Source organism: Acidobacteriota bacterium, assembly GCA_016703965.1.
Taxonomy (GTDB): domain Bacteria; phylum Acidobacteriota; class Blastocatellia; order Pyrinomonadales; family Pyrinomonadaceae; genus OLB17.
On sequence record JADJBB010000021.1, the window covers coordinates 936132 to 954006 of the forward strand.

At 53.8% G+C, this 17875-nt stretch carries 15 protein-coding genes and 1 pseudogene; 8 read left to right on the forward strand and 8 right to left on the reverse strand.

The features are described 5' to 3' along the window. Window positions 1-70: 70 nt before the first annotated feature. Window positions 71-2101, forward strand: coding sequence for a TonB-dependent receptor (locus tag IPG22_11710; protein MBK6588951.1), 2031 nt, complete (start codon window positions 71-73; stop codon window positions 2099-2101). Window positions 2102-2173: 72 nt separating this feature from the next. Here IPG22_11710 and IPG22_11715 read toward each other — a convergent pair whose 3' ends face one another. Then, on the reverse strand, window positions 2174-2470 hold the full coding sequence (locus tag IPG22_11715) for a ferredoxin family protein (GenBank protein MBK6588952.1): 297 nt from the start codon (window positions 2468-2470) through the stop codon (window positions 2174-2176). Between the two features lie 155 nt (window positions 2471-2625). Between IPG22_11715 and glpX the strand changes: the two genes are divergently transcribed. The 6 genes and pseudogenes from glpX (at window position 2626) to rsmI (ending at window position 8384) form a co-directional block, all read left to right on the forward strand. Further along, a complete protein-coding gene (gene glpX / locus IPG22_11720) occupies window positions 2626-3669 on the forward strand; it encodes a class II fructose-bisphosphatase (GenBank protein MBK6588953.1) in 1044 nt (347 codons plus the stop codon). 89 nt (window positions 3670-3758) lie between these two features. After that, window positions 3759-4385 carry a DUF2085 domain-containing protein gene (locus IPG22_11725; protein MBK6588954.1) on the forward strand — a complete coding sequence of 209 codons (627 nt, stop codon included), beginning with the start codon at window positions 3759-3761 and terminating at the stop codon, window positions 4383-4385. Window positions 4386-4581: 196 nt separating this feature from the next. Next, window positions 4582-4860 (forward strand): hypothetical protein, encoded by a 279-nt coding sequence (locus IPG22_11730; GenBank protein MBK6588955.1) that lies wholly within the window; start codon window positions 4582-4584, stop codon window positions 4858-4860. Window positions 4861-4906: 46 nt separating this feature from the next. Beyond that, window positions 4907-6412, forward strand: coding sequence for a S8 family serine peptidase (locus IPG22_11735; GenBank protein ID MBK6588956.1), 1506 nt, complete (start codon window positions 4907-4909; stop codon window positions 6410-6412). A 366-nt stretch (window positions 6413-6778) separates the two neighbouring features. Then, window positions 6779-7405 carry a hypothetical protein gene (locus tag IPG22_11740; protein ID MBK6588957.1) on the forward strand — a complete coding sequence of 209 codons (627 nt, stop codon included), beginning with the start codon at window positions 6779-6781 and terminating at the stop codon, window positions 7403-7405. Window positions 7406-7557: 152 nt separating this feature from the next. Continuing rightward, window positions 7558-8384: pseudogene (rsmI, locus tag IPG22_11745) on the forward strand (16S rRNA (cytidine(1402)-2'-O)-methyltransferase). A gap of 346 nt (window positions 8385-8730) precedes the next feature. Here the strand turns inward: rsmI and IPG22_11750 are convergent. From IPG22_11750 to IPG22_11760, 3 genes are all read right to left on the reverse strand, one after another. Next, a complete protein-coding gene (locus IPG22_11750; protein ID MBK6588958.1) occupies window positions 8731-10398 on the reverse strand; it encodes a M28 family peptidase in 1668 nt (555 codons plus the stop codon). A gap of 64 nt (window positions 10399-10462) precedes the next feature. Further along, window positions 10463-11278 (reverse strand): UDP-2,3-diacylglucosamine diphosphatase LpxI, encoded by an 816-nt coding sequence (lpxI, locus tag IPG22_11755; GenBank protein ID MBK6588959.1) that lies wholly within the window; start codon window positions 11276-11278, stop codon window positions 10463-10465. A gap of 87 nt (window positions 11279-11365) precedes the next feature. Then, window positions 11366-12058, reverse strand: a complete 693-nt coding sequence (locus IPG22_11760; GenBank protein ID MBK6588960.1) for a transposase — start codon at window positions 12056-12058, stop codon at window positions 11366-11368. A 31-nt stretch (window positions 12059-12089) separates the two neighbouring features. Here IPG22_11760 and IPG22_11765 point away from each other — a divergent pair, with 31 nt between their 5' ends. Continuing rightward, the gene (locus IPG22_11765) at window positions 12090-15275 is read left to right on the forward strand and encodes a PD40 domain-containing protein (GenBank protein MBK6588961.1); all 3186 of its coding nucleotides are present in this window, start codon (window positions 12090-12092) and stop codon (window positions 15273-15275) included. Window positions 15276-15352: 77 nt separating this feature from the next. On the opposite strand, the gene IPG22_11770 is transcribed toward IPG22_11765, so the two are convergent. The 4 genes from IPG22_11770 to IPG22_11785 all read right to left on the reverse strand — a co-directional run bounded on the left by IPG22_11770 (window position 15353) and on the right by IPG22_11785 (window position 17821). Further along, window positions 15353-15853, reverse strand: coding sequence for a GNAT family N-acetyltransferase (locus tag IPG22_11770; protein ID MBK6588962.1), 501 nt, complete (start codon window positions 15851-15853; stop codon window positions 15353-15355). Next, entirely contained in the window at window positions 15854-16765 is a 912-nt protein-coding gene (gene lipA, locus IPG22_11775; protein MBK6588963.1) for a lipoyl synthase, read from the reverse strand. 91 nt (window positions 16766-16856) lie between these two features. Next, window positions 16857-17462: a superoxide dismutase gene (locus IPG22_11780; GenBank protein ID MBK6588964.1), complete on the reverse strand. Its 606-nt coding sequence runs from the start codon at window positions 17460-17462 to the stop codon at window positions 16857-16859. A gap of 26 nt (window positions 17463-17488) precedes the next feature. After that, window positions 17489-17821, reverse strand: coding sequence for a (2Fe-2S)-binding protein (locus IPG22_11785; GenBank protein ID MBK6588965.1), 333 nt, complete (start codon window positions 17819-17821; stop codon window positions 17489-17491). Window positions 17822-17875: the final 54 nt, after the last annotated feature.

A 17875-nucleotide genomic window follows, 5' to 3' on the forward strand; every position in this document is an offset into this window, starting at 1 on the left:
AAACACAGGGGAACTCCCGTGCTAATATATACTTAAACATTGTTAGGTTCCTTTTTGCAATGATTTTTTTATGAGGCTCTCTGCGTTACCGCTGCTCTTTGTACTGTTTTTTCTTCGAGTTAGCGGGCAGGAACCGACGCCAACACCACCTCCAATACGTGAGGAAGTCACAGTTATAGCCAACCGGATCGAGACCAGGATAGGCGACACACCTGCAAGTGTTTTCACCCTTTCGCGGGTCGAGATCGAGACGGCTGCGGCGCCGACGATCGACGATACTCTCAGGCAATCCGTCGGATTCTCGATATTTCGCCGCACGAGCAGTCGTAATGCAAACCCGACATCTCAGGGCGTCAGTCTTCGCGGTGTCGGAGCCAGCGGTGCCAGCCGTTCCGGAGTTTTCTTCGACGGTGTGCCGCTCAATGACCCATTCGGCGGCTGGGTTCAGTGGAATCGAGTCTCCTCAGTCGCCGTAGAAAATGTCGAAATTTTACGCGGCGGAGCATCCAGCCTCTACGGCGATTCTAGCCTTAGCGGTGCGATTAACGTGCTGCCCCGATCGGCCCAGGACAAATTCACCGTTGCTGCCGATGCGTTTGGCGGTACCCAGAATACGATCTCCGGTTCGACTTTCATTGGCTCGAGGCTCAATGATTGGCTCCTCGATCTGAGTGCTGCAAGCTATCAAACAAAAGGCTATAAGATCGTCGATGAAGCCGTCCGCGGCCCCGTCGATGGTTTTGCCGGCGTGCGGAGCTCAAGTCTTTCGACGCGGATCCTCCGTTCCTTCTCAGGTAAAGCGACGATCTTCTTTCGCCCATCATACTTCGGCGAGGTTCGCACAAACGGCACCGGTCTGCAGACGAATCGTACACATATTCGCCAAATGATCGCAGGCGGAGATGTTCGGGCGGATCGTTCCTTATTTAATTTCCGGTGGCGAGCGTTTGGCGGAACACAGGTTTACGATCAAACGTTCTCGACCGTGAATTCAGCTCGAACCGCCGAAGCTCTCAACCGCGTACAGCGGGTGCCCGCCCAAACAGTTGGGTTCTCAGCCCAGGCATCGGCGGTCTATCGCAATCATACGTTGCTCGCTGGTTTCGAGCTCCGGAATGTTCGCGGAGCAAGCGATGAGATCGTTATCGCGAACAATACGCCTACTTCAAATATCGGTTCCGGCGGGCGGCAATTGACGGCTGGGCTCTTCGTTCAGCATTTCGTCAGGATCGGCAGCAAAGCCGTGATCGCGGGCAGTTTGCGGTATGACCGTTGGGAGAATTACCGGGCGTTCACCTCGACCCGTGCGATCGCGACAAACGCGATTGTGATAAACGCTTTTATCGATCGCACCGAAGATGCATCTAGTCCGCAGATCTCATTTCTTCTGCATCTCTCCGGCCAGTTCTCGTTCTACGCCAACGCCTCCCGCAGCTTTCGCTCGCCCACATTGAATGAACTATACCGTGGGTTCCGCGTCGGAAACGTCCTGACGACCGCCAACGAGAACCTCAGGGCTGAACGTGCCGATAATTTCGAAGGCGGGATCAAATTCAACAAGCGCCAGTTTGCCATTCGTGCCAATACTTTCTGGACACGCATCGGCCAACCGGTCGCCAACGTCACGCTCGCGACAACACCGACGCTGATCACCCGGCAACGTCAGAATGCGGGCGAAACCCGGTCTGCCGGAGTTGAGATCGAAGCGGAATTTCGATTCAAACAGATGGACCTTTCGGCAGGTTATCTGTTTGCAGATTCGATAGTTACGAGCTTTCCGTCCAATCCCGTCCTTTTCGGGCTCGCGACCCCGCAGGTTGCTAAAAATCAGTTCACGTTTCAAGCTCGATATACGAAGTCGAAGTGGAATTTTGCCGTTCAGGGCCGGGCGTCGGGCGAGCAATTTGATGATGACCTGAACACCTTTCGACTCGAGCCTTTTGCTCAGATCGATCTGTTCGTATCGCGAAAGTTGAGCGAAAACTTGCAGATCTATGCGGCGGTCGAGAATGTGCTCAACTCACGCTATTCGGTCGGTAAAACGCCAATACGGACAGTTGCCTCGCCGACAAATTTGCGGATCGGATTTCGATGGCGGTAATTGGCGAATCTGAATAGAAAAAGCCGTGGAACACGAGTTTCCACGGCTTTCTGATCGGTTTGAAATGGAAAACTACTCGGGCGGCCCGGAGCATCCCGCGCCCATGAGGGCTGGCTGCTTGGTGCTGATGATCGGATAATTCTCGGCTTCCTTGTTCTTTTCGAGCCAGTCGAGATATTCCTCGGGCACAGACATATCCGAGAAGATGGCTTCGACCGGGCATTCGGGCAAACAGGCATCGCAATCGATGCAAGAATCGGGGTTGATCAAGAGCCTGTCGGGCGTTTCGTGGAAAGCCTCGACCGGGCAAACGGCGGCACAGTCGGTATATTTACAGTCGACGCAGGGGGTTGTGACAATGTAGGTCATAATTAGTTCAAATATCCGCCACTAGGCGGTCAGAATCGTAAAAGCCAAAGTAAAACCGTAATATCCTAAGTCGAACTTGTCAAATCAGGTGAGACAAGTGGTAAAATGCCCTCAAATAGCGGTGAAAACCGTATCTCTTCTCTTAAGGAACTTACATGAAAAACATCAAAGCTGAGCGCGACCTGTCGTTGGACTTTTTGCGCGTTACTGAGGCCGCTGCTATCGAATCTGCTAAAACGATGGGCCAGGGCGACCGTAAATACTCTGACCACGTCGCCGTCGAGGCGATGCGTGAGGTAATGGACACCGTTCCGATGCGTGGCCGGATCGTCATCGGCGAGGGCGAGCGCGACGAGGCTCCTATGCTCTATATCGGCGAGGAAGTCGGCGGCGGAATGTTCTCCGACGAAGCCCGCTCCGAATTTCCCGAGGTCGATATTGCCGTCGATCCGCTGGAGGGAACTAACCTCTGCGCACTCGGAGCCAACAACGCCATCGCCGTTCTCGCGGCTGCCGAACGTGGCGGTTTGCTCAACGCACCGGATCTCTACATGGACAAGATCGTTGTTGGGCCTTCGTGCCGCGGGTCGGTCGATATCGACGCTCCCGTGACGGAAAACCTTAAGAATATCGCCCGCCGTTTGGGACGCGATGTCGAGGATCTGACCGTCATGTGCCTCGACCGTTCGCGTCACAAATCGCTTGTTGACGAGGTTCGTGCGGCCGGAGCCCGCATTCGCTTGATCTCCGACGGCGACCTTTCGGCCGGTATCTCGGCCGCGGTTGCCGGAACCAACATCCACGCCCTGATGGGTATCGGCGGAGCACCTGAAGGTGTGATCACCGCCGCCGCGATGAAATGCCTGAATGGCGAGATCCTCGCGAAACTCGTCTGGGATCCGGAACGTTTGGGCGTCGATAAATCGAAGGTTCCGCCACATGACGAGGTGATGAGACGTCTCAACGAAATGGGCATCAACGACCCGAACAAGGTTTACGACACCAACGACCTCGCCCCCGGCAAAAAGATCATCTTCGCGGCAACTGGCGTCACTGACGGAGCACTGCTTCGCGGCGTGAGATTTTTCGGTGCCGGCAAACGCACGCATTCGGTCGTTATGACCTCGGACTCGAAAAACATTCGTTTCGTCGACACCGTCCACGTCGAAGGCGGCCCGGATGCGGTGATACGGTTCTAATTTATCTCGCGGCTCTGCCGCTCTATTTGCGGAAAAGCTCTGCTTTTCCGTTCAGTATCAATCGATCCTTGCGGCTATGCCGCCGCTTTGTGAGACTATCGAAGAGCGGCGGCAGAGCCGCAAAGTTTTTTGACGCACCGGCGAGGCAAGCCTCGCCGCAAATAGAGCGGCAAAGCCGCGAAGCAGCCATGTCCGAACCTGTTGAGAATTACATTCCCCGATCCATCCAGGCTGCGATGCGTCGTCAGGCATGGCGGGCTTGGGCGGTCGGGCTCGGGGTGGTTTTTGTCTGGGCGTTTCTCATTATCCTCGCTCCGCTTGCCAAGGCATACGGTTTCGAATCGATCGCCGCGTCGCTGAACGGTTTTTACCACTACATCTGCCACCGCATTCCCGAAAGGTCGTTTCACATTGCGGGCGAACAGTTCGGCGTGTGTTCCCGTTGTTCAGGGGTTTATTTCGGGCTTTTCGCGGGTTTCGCGATCTATCCGCTTTGGCGTCGTATCGACGAGATCGAGCCGCTCGCACGGTTTTGGCTTTTTCTCTCAATGATCCCGATCGCCATCGACTGGTCGCTGACCATTTTCGGCATCTGGGAAAATACTCAGATCTCCCGCGTGATCACGGGGCTTATTCTCGGCATTGCTTGTGCCACGTATATCGTTCCGGCGATCGTTGAGATCACGCGTAACATGACCAACAAGCGTCGAGCGTAAGGCCGGGAACGCACGCGCCCCGCGTGCAACGCCGCCGCTTCGGCGGTGTGAGGGAGTTGACCACGCATTCAATGCGATGTCCGGCGCCGTCACGCCGGAGGAACCGGCGTTGGCAAGCAAGATGCTTGCCTTTCCAGTCAGAACTTTTGTTGACTATCGGACGTAAAGAAGAGCAAGATAATAGAGACGCAAAAATATGGGTTTTACGAAGGAAAATGCGGCGGATCGTGCAAGGGTTGACCTGGCGAAACGTTTAAACATCGAGGCGGATGATATCGAGGTTAAAAGCATTTCCGACAAAGAGTTTTCTGATATGTCGCTCGGAACCGCGGCGGCGGGCGAATTTGCGGCACAGATGATCGCTTACGGGTGGATCATCAAGCTGGCCGCAAAGGGCAAAACGTACGAATACCGGGCGGATAAATACCAGATCCGCCTGCACAACTTTAACGGCGAAAACTACGTCGTAGTATAAATTGGAACGCGGGCAGCTTGCCCGCATTAACATCGGGAGCAGTACCATGAATCGCAATAATATCTGGATACACGTTGGAATAGCCGTAGTTCTGATCACGCTCGCCGCGATACTCGGGCAGATAGATCGTTGGAGAGCGGTGCTAAAGCAAACGCCTTCGACAGTTGCTCAAAAGCAGACGAGTTCGACCACGACGAGCGGCATCTCGGCCGCGAAGGCGAATAGAGGTATTCCGGAAGTTCTCGTGCGGTTCAAACCAGGAATTTCACGGGATAAGATTCGTTCCTTGACGGCGGCGAACGAAGATGTTGTTTTCGACAAGATAGAGTCGGTCAAAGGATTGGCCGTAATTGATGACCTGAATGATGCCGACCCATCGGCAGTTGCTCTACAGTATTCAGCTATGAAAGACGTGGTTGAGTATGCTGAGGTAAACTCGTTAATCAAACTCGACGATCCCTCGGAAGATGCCTCGGCCAGATATTCGTTCGACCGTCCGCTCGCCGCTGACGCTCCAAATGATCCGCTTTTCGGCGATCAGTGGGCATTGAGCAACACTGGACAAGATGGCGGAACCGAAAGAAAGGATTTGGACGCTCTCAACGCCTGGGCTGTCACAAAAGGCAGTGAAGAGGTGGTCGTTGCTGTGCTTGATACCGGCGTCGATTACAAACACGCAGATTTGATGGGCAATATGTGGGTTCGTCCTGCAAATCTTGCTCAGTATCATGACGACGAACTTGGCGATGTAGATGATTTGCACGGATTTGATCCGCCGGTTCAAGGTGGATATGATCCTGATCGTTTTCAGCTCAGACCGAGTATTCGCGACACAGATCCGATGGACGACAACGGCCACGGAACGCATTGTGCCGGGATCATCGGCGCTGAGGGCGACAACGGCATCGGCGTTTCGGGTATAAATCAGAAGGTTCAGATCATGCCGCTGAAGTTTTTGGGCCGTAATGGTTCGGGTTCGACCGACGATGCGATCGCGGCGATCAACTATGCGATCGAACGCAAGAAAGACGGCGTGAACCTTCGTATTATCTCGGCAAGCTGGGGCTCGACGGCACGTTCGCAGGCTCTGGAAGATGTTATTAAGGCAGCGGGCGATGCGGGAATCCTGTTTATCGCAGCAGCCGGTAACGACGGCACTAACAACGATGCCCGTCCGCATTTCCCGTCGAACTACGACCTGCCAAACGTCATCAGCGTCGCGGCTCTCGACCGCAACAACAAGCTCGCGAGCTTCTCAAATTTTGGCGTGAAAACCGTCCACATCGCGGCTCCCGGCAAAGAGATCGTCTCGACCTGGATCGGCGACAATTACCGCGAAGCCTCTGGAACCTCAATGGCAACACCGTACGTTTCCGGCGTCGCCGCCCTGATCATCGCCAGCGATCCTTCGATCTCAATGAAAGACCTCAGAACGCGGTTGCTGGATTCGGTCGACAAACAGGACAATCTCAAAGGCAAAGTCTCCAGCGGCGGCAGCCTCTGCGCGGCAAATGCGTTAGGGAATGCGGTGAAGGTGCATTTGCATAAATGAGTAGTCGGTAGCCAGTAGTCAGTAGTCAGGAGAGGTTGTCTTGTAGAGACAGCCTCTTTTCATTTTTTGGAAGGAATAGAACACGGATAAAACGGATTAAGCGGATCAACACAGATTTTCTAGTTATATCTGTGTAAATCCGTCCGATCCGTTTTATCTGTGGTCTATTTTCCTTTCATTCCCCCGCACTCAACGTTATGGAGCAAACATAAACCACATCGTTACCCGCATTCGTTCAAAATTTCTGCGATCACGCCCGGAAGCCCTGTAAACACGGCATTTCACCTCTTTGGCACACTCTTTGCCATTACCCATATCGAGCAATGTCGAAGTCATTGCCTAGTTTTACGATAAGGGAGAAAAACGATGAACAGATTTAAGAATTGGGTAGCAGTAGGAGCATTTTCACTCTTGGTTTTGGGCATACCAGCAGTAGCTTCGGCACAATATGGACAGTATGATCCGTATGGCAATAATAACCGCAATGGTGGATACAACAACGGTCAGTACGGCAATGTAAACGGCACGGTACGCAGCCTGAAGCAGAAAACTCGTGAGTTTGCACGTCAGCTCGACCGCGACCTCGACCGCAGCCGTCTGAACGGCACACGCCGCGAAGATGAGATCAATCGAATGGCTGACCGTTTCAAAGATGCGGTGAACGATCTCGACAACAATTATTACAACAACAATCGCGGCTACAACCGCAATGACGGCGAGATGAGACGCGTATTCCAGTACGCTTCTGAGATCGAACGCTCGATCAGCCGGGCAAATGTAAGCGGCCAGACCCGCAGCCTCTGGAGCTCGATCCGCAACGACCTGCAGGTGATCAGCCGCGGCTACAACACCTACAACCCACGCGGCAACACCGGCTGGGGAAATGGTAACGGCAACGGCAACGGCAACACCGGCTGGGGAAACGGCAACGGCAACGGAAACGGCCGCGGCAACACAAATCGCCAGGGCCTGCCAAGCTGGTGGCCTTTCTAACACTTAGTTAATTCACATCTCTTGCAAGCCCGCGTTCGACGAGAACGCGGGCTTTTTTCTTGACTGGAGGGTGAGCATCCTGCTCGCCCGTGCTCGGCATCAGAACGGGCGAGCAAGATGCTCACCCTCCAGTCTTAGGCTAGAATAAGAGGATGCCCGGAACGCTCTATCTAGTCGCAACACCGATCGGGAACTTGCAGGACATAACGCTGCGGGCCCTAGAGACTCTGCGCACGGTTGACGTGATCGCATGCGAAGACACGCGGCATACGCGAAATCTGCTCAACCATTTCCGCATCTCGAATAAGACCATCAGTTACCACGAACACAACGAACAGGAACGCGCGGAGGAATTCGTCGACCGGCTCGTCGCCGGCGAAAATATCGCCATCGTCTCCGACGCCGGAACGCCGGGCATTTGCGATCCGGGATTCTGGATAGTGCAGCGGGCGAGCGAGATCGGGGCATCGGTTGTTCCAATTCCGGGAGCGGCCGCCTTCGTTGGCGGCGTGATCGTCTCGGGATTGCCGACAGATTCGCTGTTCTTTGGCGGCTTTCTGCCCTCGAAAAAGGTGAGCGGCGGAAGCGCCTCGAGGAGGTTCGGGATATTCCGGCGACGCTGCTTTTTTACGAAGCTCCGCACCGCCTATCGTCGTCGATCGGCGATTGCCTCGCGGTTCTCGGCGATCGAAAGGCGTCCGTCTCGCGGGAATTGACCAAATTGCATGAAGAAACCGTTCGCGGAACGCTGTCATTCCTCTTCGATCATTTTCAGAAAGCAAAAGTAAAAGGCGAGATCGTCATTGCCATCGACCGAGCGGGCGAAAACGTCGCGTCGGCCAAACCTGAGCTCTCGATCGAGGTCATCGTTCGGTCTTACGAACTCGCCGGGCTCGATCACAAAGCCGCTCTAAAGAAGGCCGCGAAAGACCTAGGCATCAGCAAATCCGAAGCGTACCGCATGCTTCTGCCGAAATAAGGGTGGGCATTTATGATCTCTCAATTGAGCGTCCCATAACTTTCATCCTCGACGTTTGACCAATCTCCCAAATACCTCTACCAATCAGCTGAAAAGAGACCCAAAAGCCCTGATTTCCCTCTACCAATGCAATACTGCATTTTGGGCCGGAGGCCGCCTTCCAATTCACGAAAACCCAGTATTTTCGTCACTCCGTACCTAATTTGTGCAAAAGTGTGAATCGATTCACACTTTTTATGCGGCAATTTTTGGTAAAAATAGGCGAAAAGTGAAAAAACACAAAAGTACCACTTCGGAGAGCTAAAAAAGGCTGCCATTTTCAGGCAGCCTTCTCGTGCGTTTCAAACTACCTCGCCGAAAGTTCCGGCGGAAGTTTCTTGTCCACTGCCGGACGTTCTTTAAGGTTTCCGAGCTGCCACAGCGTCAGAAAGATCGTTCGGGTGATCTTCTCCATCCGGGCGTAATCGATCTTGTCCGGGTGATCGCCTGCTCCGTGATAGTCCACGTGGACACCGTCGAACCAGAACGCGATCGGGATGCCGTTGACTGCATAGTTAAAGTGATCTGAGCGGAAGAAGAAACGGTTCGTGTCTTTGGGATCGTCGTACCGCGTATCGTAATCCATGTTTAGATAGCCCTTGTTCGTTCCATCGACAACCGCTCCGAGCGTCGAGCTCATCATGTCTTTTCCGATGACGTAGATCGTGTTTTCGCCCGAAAGGTCTTTGTCCCGCGGCTCGGTGTTGCCGGGTTTCTTGCTGCGGCCGATCATGTCGATGTTGAGCTGAGCAGTGACCTTTTTAATGTCGACGGTTGGGAATTTGTTGAAATATTCGCTGCCCCATAGGCCTTTCTCTTCGCCGCAATGCCAGACCAAAAGGACCGAGCGTTTTGGGCGCTTGGCCGTTTTTGCTAGAGCTTCGGCGATCGAGAGCACGGCGACCGTGCCAGAACCGTCGTCGTCAGCTCCGTTAAAGATCTTATCCGGGCCCGGAGCATTCGGGTTGACACCGACGTGATCGTAGTGAGCTCCGATCGCGACCATTTCGCTTTTAAGCACCGGATCGCTGCCTTCCCACAGGGCGACGACGTTCTGAGTCCAGACGGTTTCGGTCTTGGTTCCGATGCTGAAGGTGAAATCTTTGTTCAGCGAGAACGAATTGGTTGCTCCCGCAAGCGGATTTCCTGCTTCACCGGCAAACAGTGCGTTGGCGAGCTTTGGCGAGGCAATAAAAACAGTAGGTGCCGGACCTGCTCCAGCAGCCGCGGGTGGCGGGGCCTGAGCTAGTTTATCGACGACGAGACGGTTGCGGCCGAAACTTCCTGAGATCATCGACCAGTTTTCTGCAAAGAACTTTGAAGGAAGGACCAAGACGCCCGCAGCCCCATTTGCACGTGCATAGGTCGCAACATCCGCCCATTCGGTACCACGGCCTGCGTTGGGCAGATCAGCCTGCGTGACACCTGCCGGCATCGGTACGATGCTTCGCTGCGAAGGCTGGCCTTCGCCGTAAACAGCAATGATCTTACCCTTCACATCGAGGCCTTCGTAAGGATTGAGGCCTTTTGATTTGATCATCCAGCCGTTGCCGGCAAAGACGACCTTTGCCGTCATCGTTCCGGTCTGTGTTCCCGACACGCGAACCAGGTCGTCGCCGTACGAGAATTTCTGTCCGCCGATGTCCACCGATGTCGCTGCCGGATCGACCGCGTCACGTCGCAAAGCGATCTTCTGATAGAACGTACCGTCATCGCCCGCTGGCTTAAAACCCCAGCGGGAAAGGTTGGTGGCAAGGAACTTCGCAGTCAGGTCGAGCCCTCGCGAAGGCGTGTCGCGGCCTTCCATTTCGTCAGAAGCGACGAAATAGAGATAGTCACTCAACTGTTTAGCGGTGATGTGTTCAGCGGCTTTTTTCTCGTCAGCCGAGATCTTTATTGCAGGTGCCTGGGCAAACCCTGCGGTCGGCAGCAAAAGAGCCAGGCCCAGAAATCCAGCGATCAAATTCTTCCTCATTATTTTCTCCAGCAAATTTGTATATTGAATCAAAAGTTTATTACGCATCAGCGGCGATTAAGTTTCACCGCTTCGACGTTTGTTCCGATCCGACGATGCAGATCTTATTGTCATTGGCGAGCTTCAGCATTTCCTCCCGGTCGAATATCAGTGTTTTATCCGCAGTCACGCTCAGACATGTCGCTCCGGCTTCGATCATTGTGCGGATGGTTGGCGTTCCAACAACTGGAACATCGAAACGCATGTCCTGGTCGGGTTTGGCGACTTTTACGACGGTGAGCTTACCGTTGGCAAGTTCGCCCGCCCGCTTGATGGTCGCATCTGTACCTTCCATGGCCTCGATCGCCACACAGGCTTTGCCGCGGACGACGATCGTTTGGCCGAGGTCGAGGCGGGCGATCTCGTCGGCAATGTGGAGGCCGTATTCAATGTTTTCGAGCTCAACATCTGAGGGCTCGCGTTTTGTCAGTACGCCGCCGGATGCAACGTGGTCCTGAACGAAAAATGTTGAATCGATCAGCTCGATCCCGTCCTTACCGAGTTCGTTTGCGATCCCGCCGATCAAGGCGTCAGTGTTGCGGCGAGGCAGATTCCATAACATTTTGACCATTCGCATATCAGGGATCGCTCCCGAAAATAGCTGAACGTGTTTCACCTGGCCAGCCATCATCGCCCTTTCGACGCCGTTGGTTTTGAAATACGAGATCATTTTCCCAAGCTGGCCGATGCCGACCCACGTGACATTCTCAGCCGCCTGATCGATCTGCGGATCGGTCTCTTCCTTGATCGCGACCACAAAGAGCTCAACTCCGGCTTTTTTAGCGCCGTGGGCGACAAGGAAGGGAAACTGGCCGTTGCCGGCGATGAGTCCGTATTTCATAAATGCAGAAAATATGCGGAAGCCCGCACGAAGTAAGGGCTCCCCTGTGCGATCAAACGGGTAAAGGTCTGAGGAAGGCCGCCAAACCTAATCGAGCAGCTCAAACGGCCCATCGCCCTGTTGATTCAAAACGTAATCTATTGCTGCGGCGACGTGTCGTGGTTTCCACAGGTAGCGTCTGCTCCTTCCCCTCGACCAAATCCTTGTCTCTGTCGAAACCAATCCCTTTTCCCGCAAATGCTTTGTTGCGTTGGCCTTAAGCGCGTCCGTCAATCGTTCAGGTTCCGTTTGCGCCGAAACAACCACGTGGACGTGATTTGTTCGGGCATTTACCGCTCGAAGCAGGTATTCACGTCGCTCGGACAATTCGGTGATCGCATATTCCACGGTCAACCGCATTGGGTCGCTTAGTATAAACGGCTTTTGCTTCGCCCGTTCTAACATTGCTGCGGCGAGCGACGGATTAGGACGGATCTTTTCCCTGCCATAATGGTTACGTCCGTCTCGGGCAACGGCGAAACGTTCATCGCCATGAAGCCAGGTTCCGAACGTTCTAAATGTCAGCAGATAGGCTATTGGAAAAATATTCTCTTCGTAGACCTCGAATCCGTAGTCGTCGAGCATAGATGAGAGTATATAAGGAAACTGTTTTGTTTCGTAGTCGTCGCAGGAACCCGGCTGATCCAATGCGTAGGGAGCCCTTACTTCGTGCGGGCTTCTGCATCTCCAGTCAAAACATTCCGCTCTGATTTGCGTATCAACCATCGTTTTTGTTTTCATTAGGATATTCCGTCCTCAACAGAGAAAAAATATGATCAAAATGCTTGGCTTCGCGGCTCTCGTTCTGTCCGTTTGTTCGTCCGTTTTGTTTGCTCAGGCTCCGTCGCCGTATATGACCGAGCCGTCATTGTCGCCTGACCGAAAGGAGATCGCATTTGTTTCGGGCGGCGATATTTGGTCGGTTTCGGCTGAGGGCGGAGCAGCGAGGCTACTGGTTTCGCATCCGGCGAATGAATCTAAGCCCCTTTTCTCACCTGACGGCAAATGGCTGGCATTCACCTCGAACCGCACAGGGAACGGCGATATTTATCTTCTTGAGATCGAAACAGGAAGTCTGAGACGCCTGACGTTTGACGATTTGAACGAAAATCTCGACGCGTGGTCGCGTGACGGCAAATGGATCTATTTCTTCTCGAGCAGCCGCGATATCGCGGGGATGAATGATATTTACCGCATTCCGGCTAGCGGCGGAACGGCGATGCAGATCAGCTCCGATCGATTTACGAATGAGTTCGAATCGACGCCGCTGGCAGACGGCTCGATAATCTTTGCAGCTCGCGGAAATTCCGCATCGCAATGGTGGCGTCGCGGCCGCAGCCACCTGGACGAGAGCGAATTGTGGCAGAAAACGGGCGATACCTATACCCAGCTAACCCAACGCGGAGCAAAGCAAATGTGGCCGATGGCGACGGCTGATGGCTCGAAACTTTACTTCGTATCAGACCGCACCGGCCCTCAAAACATTTGGTCGATGCCGAAGGGCGGAGCGGCGAAACAGATCACGAATTTCACCGACGGCCGGGTGCTGTGGGCAAGTTTATCCTTTGACGGGACGGAAATAGTTTTCGAGCGAAACTTCCATATATGGAAAATGAAGGCCGAAGGCGGCAAGCCGCAGGAACTCGCGATCACGCTCCGCGGTGCGGCATCGAGCCCGATGATCGAGCGGCTCAATCTGTCGACCCAGGCCGGCGAACTCGCTCTCTCACCCGACGGCAAAAAGGTTGCAGTCGTATCACACGGGGAGATCTTTGCTGCTTCATCAAAAGACGGCGGCGAGGCGGTTCGCATCACGCATACTGTCGCTCCGGAATCGAACGTGGCGTGGTCGCCGGACAGCAAAAGGCTGGTCTATTCATCAGAACGCGGCGGGGCTTACGAGATATTTCAGTACGATTTCTCAACCGAAACCGAGACCCAGCTGACGCGAGGAACTAACGAAGATATCGCTCCGGCGTTCTCGCCTGATGGCAAGACGCTGGCATTTGTCAGAAATGCACGTGCGATATTTACCTACAATATCGAGACCAAGGTCGAAAAAGAACTTTGTAAGACGTACACCGATACAGCACCACTCGGCGGAGACTCCTTCAAGTGGTCGCCGGACGGCAAATGGATCGCGTTTCTGACGGCGTCCCCACTTACACGGTCATACACCAACGTTAGCGTAGTGCCGGCGAGCGGCGGCGAGGCAAAGCCTATCAGCTTTCTTTCTAACTCGAACGCCGGGTCGATAGCCTGGAGTGCAGATGGTTCCTACATCCTTTACGGCTCAAGCCAACGGACGGAGGATGGAATGATCGCTCGTATCGATCTCAAGCTACGGACACCAAAATTCCGCGAGGATCAGTTCCGCGATCTCTTTAAGCAGGAAAATCCGCGTGATAAGCCGGCCGGTCCGCCTGCGTCACCTCAGCCGTCGCCGGCTGCAACGCCGGCCGCGGAGAAAAAGGATGAATCGAAGGCGACGGAGATCGTGTTCGAGGACATTCGAAAGCGATTGAGCTTTATCAATACCGGCGTCAATAACAACGGCGTCATCATTAGTCCGGACGGCAAAACGCTGCTCATACTCGGATCGGCCGAGGGGCAATTCAATTTCTATACGATGTCGCTAGATGAGCTCGCGACAGATACGGCTGTCCGGCAATTGACGTCGACGCCCGGATTCAAATCGCAGGCCCAGTTTTCGCTTGACAGCAAAGAGGTTTACTACGTCGAGAATGGCCGCATTAGCATTGTGAGTCTCGACCGCCGCGACGTTCGGCCTCTTAATGTCAGCATGGACATGAACGTGAATTTTGCTCAGGAAAAGATTGAGGTTTTCAAGCAGGGTTGGCGCTACATGCGTGACAATTTTTACGACGACAAATTCCACGGTACGGACTGGAATGCCGTTAAGAAAACCTACGAGCCGCTGATCGCGGGGGCTCGAACGATGGACGAAGTCCGCCGTTTGATGAACATGATGGTCGGCGAGCTCAATGCTTCGCACCTCGGCGTCGGCGGGCCATCGGGATTTACGGCGACGACGGTCGGGAAGCTGGGCCTGAGATTCGATCGCAGCGAATACGAGACAAATGGCCGTTTGAAGGTGACTGAGGTGATCACTCTTAGCCCGGCAGCGGTTTCGAAAGGTATAGCGGTCGGCGATTATCTTCTCAGCGTTGGTGGGACAAAGATCGGAGCCGGCGTCAACATCGACGAGCTGCTCGAAGGCAAAGTTGGCAAGCGTGTGGAACTTGAATTTTCTTCCGCAGCTGACGGCTCGAGCAAACGCGGGGTCGTATTAAAGCCCATTTCGACCGCTGCTGAGAAAAGCCTGCTTTACCGTCAATGGGTCGAGAGCAATCGAGCGTATGTCGAAAAAGTCAGCGGTGGAAAGCTTGGTTATGTTCACCTGCCTGATATGTCCCAGGGCTCGCTGAATCAGCTCTACATCGACCTCGATGTGGAAAATCAGGCAAAACAGGGCGTTGTGATCGATATTCGCAATAACAACGGCGGATTTATCAATCCGTACGTGATCGACGTTTTGGCCCGAAAGGGATATCTGACGATGCACGAACGCGGGCTGTGGGAAGTACCCGCTCGTTCCGCACTAGGACAGCGGGCACTCGAACGGCCGACGGTTCTGGTCACAAATCAGCATTCACTCTCGGATGCCGAAGACCTGACCGAAGGCTATAAATCGCTAAAACTCGGTAAGGTTGTCGGCGAACCGACATCAGGCTGGATCATATTCACATGGAACACGACTCTTTTTGACGGAACTACGTTCAGGCTGCCGCGGCAGTTGATACGCGGTTCGGACGGCAAGAATATGGAACTGAATCCGCGAACGCCGGACATTCCGGTCACCAGGCCGATCGGCGAGACGTTGACCGGTAGGGATTCGCAGCTCGATAGAGCGGTGAAGGAGCTGTTGGGGAGTTAACAAGGAATCTGCCACAGAGGAAACGGAGAAAGCTGAGTATTTCTATAGAAACTCAGTGCTCTCTGTGGCAAGAACTTCTAGGAAGTTGAAACAAAGAGTTTTACAGTTTGGTCGCCGTTCGCGATCATTCTGTCGAAGGAGAAACCGAGCTTTTCCAATAAGCTGCCGGACGCGTCGTTGTCGGGCGAAGTAATAGCGTAGACCGTAGTAAATTCGAATGTGTCGCGGCCGTATTTCATCATCGCGGCCGCGGATTCGTAGCCAAATCCCTGATGCTCAAATTCCGGTAGGAACGCAAAGCCGATATCGGGCCCGGGCAGAGTGTCACGGCGGACAAAACCGCAAATTCCTATCGGTGTTCCGTCTTTAAGCTCAACCGCGTAAAGGCCGTAGCCGTGATCGCGATAGCTTGTACGATATCGATTCTCGATAAAATCGGCGGCTTCCCACCCGGAACGTACTCCTCGGTCGCCGATGTACTTGATGAATTTAGGACTGTTAAGCAGAGCACAAATAAACTCCGCGTCGGAAGCGGAGTTCAATTCGCGAATATTGAGCCTTTCAGTTTGTAGATCCATTTACTCAGCCTGCTCCCTCGCATGATAAGAACTCCGCGTCAGCGGCGAAGATTCGACATGTTTGAATCCCATAGCGAGGCCGATGGCTCTCCATTCGGCGAATTCTGCGGGCGTGACGTATCGTTCGACGGGCAGGCGTTTTTCGTACGGCTGTAGGTATTGGCCGATGGTCATGATGTCGCAGTAAACGCTGCGGAGGTCTTTCATGAGATCGACGACTTCCTCAAAAGTCTCGCCTAGCCCGGCCATTATGCCGCTTTTGGTTTTCATTTCGGGAAATTGGGTGTCGCGGAAATGGGCTGAGCGTTCGAGCAGTTCGAGCGTTTGGTTGTATTTTGCGTCCGGGCGAACTCGCCGGTAAAGCCGGGCGATCGTTTCGGTATTGTGATTGAGGACGTCCGGGCGAGCGACGAGGACGTTGTTTAGAGCAGCTTCATCTCCGTTAAAATCAGGGATCAGCACCTCGACCTTGCAGGTCGGATTCATCTCGCGAACTTTAGTGATCGTCTCCGCCCAATGCATCGAACCGCCATCCGGCAGGTCGTCGCGATTTACCGAAGTGATAACAGCGTGTTTGAGGTCGAGATGTTTGACAGCCTCGGCGACGTGGGTTGGTTCCATCGGGTCGAGATCCATCGGCTTGCCTTTATTGACGGCACAGAATCCGCAATGCCGCGTACACGTATCGCCTCCGAGCATGAATGTCGCGGTCTTGTCCGTCCAGCATTCGAAAATGTTGGGGCATTTGGCTTCCTGGCAGACGGTGTGCAGATTGAGGCCATCGATCAGTTCGAGGACGGCATTCTGATTCTTCGGGTCGCCGAGCTTGATCTTGAGCCAGTCGGGCTTCGCGAGTCGGCCACGCTCTTTTCGATTAAGAAATTTTTCGACTAAAACTGTTTCTTCGATCATAAAAACTAATTGCCGCAAAAAGGCACAAGAAACGCAAAACTAATTATCTCATTTTTGCGTCTTTTGTGCCTTTTTGCAGCGGACTCTTCGCCTAGCCCAATCGTGAATTCACAACATCCCAATTGATGTTCGCAAAAAATGCCTCGATATATTTCGGGCGGTCGACCGGGGCGTAGTCTTTGATGAAGGCATGCTCCCAGACGTCCATGATGAGGATCGGTTTGTACCCGGCGACGTTTCCGGTTTCGTGGAGGTTGATCCAGTGGTTCGAGATCTGTCCGTTTGACGGATCCTGGTAAACCGCTGCCCAACCTACGCCGCGCATTTTGCCGGTGTTCATGAAATCAGCTTTCCAAACGTCGTAATCGCCAAAGCTGTCGGTCGCCGCATTTACAAACTGATCGCCCGTTGACGGATCGCCGGTGCCGTGTTTCTGCATGTTTTCGAAGTAATATTCGTGCAGAACCATGCCGTTGTATTCGAAACCAAATCTGCGCTTTAGCTCGCTGAAAGCGGCTGACTGGGTTGGGTCCAGTGTTCCGGTTCCAATAAGATCGGCGATGCGTTGGTTGAGGACGTTGGTGTTGGTTACGTAGCCCTCGTAAAGCTTGAAGTGCATGGCCAGCGTCTCGTTCGAGATGCCGGTCAGGTCGCTGAGGTCAAATGTTTTTGCTGTGTATGTCGTGCTTGTTCCCATTTTTTCTCCTGTTTTAACTCAGATCCTTATTCTTCAGGCCGCGTTCCGGCGTCGATACCGGCAACGCTTGCCTGGTTGATTACTTTAACGTGTAGGTCGTCTGCGATGTGTATTTGGCAAGACAAACGCGTGTGATCGTTGAGATCAGACTTGGACGCAAGAATTCCGGCCTCGGCCTCGAGTATCTCGCCCGGATCGCCCGACAAAACCTCGACGCGGCAGGTCGTGCAGCGTGCATTTCCGCCGCAGCGGTGCAGTATGTCGACTCCGTTGTCCTCAAGCGCCAGAACCAGCTTTCGCCCGCTCGCCGCCTCAAAGGCCACCTGTCCAGCTGCCGTTTCGGCAATGATTTTTGGCATTAAAAAATGTCTCCCTGATCGTTAGTTAAGATTGAAAATCGTATATAAAGAATT

What these genes read in the sequence shown, in the direction of transcription:
- IPG22_11710 (MBK6588951.1), top strand. Translation starts at nt 71, where the DNA reads ATGAGGCTCTCTGCGTTACCGCTGCTCTTTGTACTGTTTTTTCTTCGA.
- IPG22_11715 (MBK6588952.1), bottom strand. Translation starts at nt 2,470, where the DNA reads ATGACCTACATTGTCACAACCCCCTGCGTCGACTGTAAATATACCGAC.
- glpX (MBK6588953.1), top strand. Translation starts at nt 2,626, where the DNA reads ATGAAAAACATCAAAGCTGAGCGCGACCTGTCGTTGGACTTTTTGCGC.
- IPG22_11730 (MBK6588955.1), top strand. Translation starts at nt 4,582, where the DNA reads ATGGGTTTTACGAAGGAAAATGCGGCGGATCGTGCAAGGGTTGACCTG.
- IPG22_11735 (MBK6588956.1), top strand. Translation starts at nt 4,907, where the DNA reads ATGAATCGCAATAATATCTGGATACACGTTGGAATAGCCGTAGTTCTG.
- IPG22_11740 (MBK6588957.1), top strand. Translation starts at nt 6,779, where the DNA reads ATGAACAGATTTAAGAATTGGGTAGCAGTAGGAGCATTTTCACTCTTG.
- IPG22_11750 (MBK6588958.1), bottom strand. Translation starts at nt 10,398, where the DNA reads ATGAGGAAGAATTTGATCGCTGGATTTCTGGGCCTGGCTCTTTTGCTG.
- lpxI (MBK6588959.1), bottom strand. Translation starts at nt 11,278, where the DNA reads ATGAAATACGGACTCATCGCCGGCAACGGCCAGTTTCCCTTCCTTGTC.
- IPG22_11760 (MBK6588960.1), bottom strand. Translation starts at nt 12,058, where the DNA reads ATGAAAACAAAAACGATGGTTGATACGCAAATCAGAGCGGAATGTTTT.
- IPG22_11765 (MBK6588961.1), top strand. Translation starts at nt 12,090, where the DNA reads ATGATCAAAATGCTTGGCTTCGCGGCTCTCGTTCTGTCCGTTTGTTCG.
- IPG22_11770 (MBK6588962.1), bottom strand. Translation starts at nt 15,853, where the DNA reads ATGGATCTACAAACTGAAAGGCTCAATATTCGCGAATTGAACTCCGCT.
- lipA (MBK6588963.1), bottom strand. Translation starts at nt 16,765, where the DNA reads ATGATCGAAGAAACAGTTTTAGTCGAAAAATTTCTTAATCGAAAAGAG.
- IPG22_11780 (MBK6588964.1), bottom strand. Translation starts at nt 17,462, where the DNA reads ATGGGAACAAGCACGACATACACAGCAAAAACATTTGACCTCAGCGAC.
- IPG22_11785 (MBK6588965.1), bottom strand. Translation starts at nt 17,821, where the DNA reads ATGCCAAAAATCATTGCCGAAACGGCAGCTGGACAGGTGGCCTTTGAG.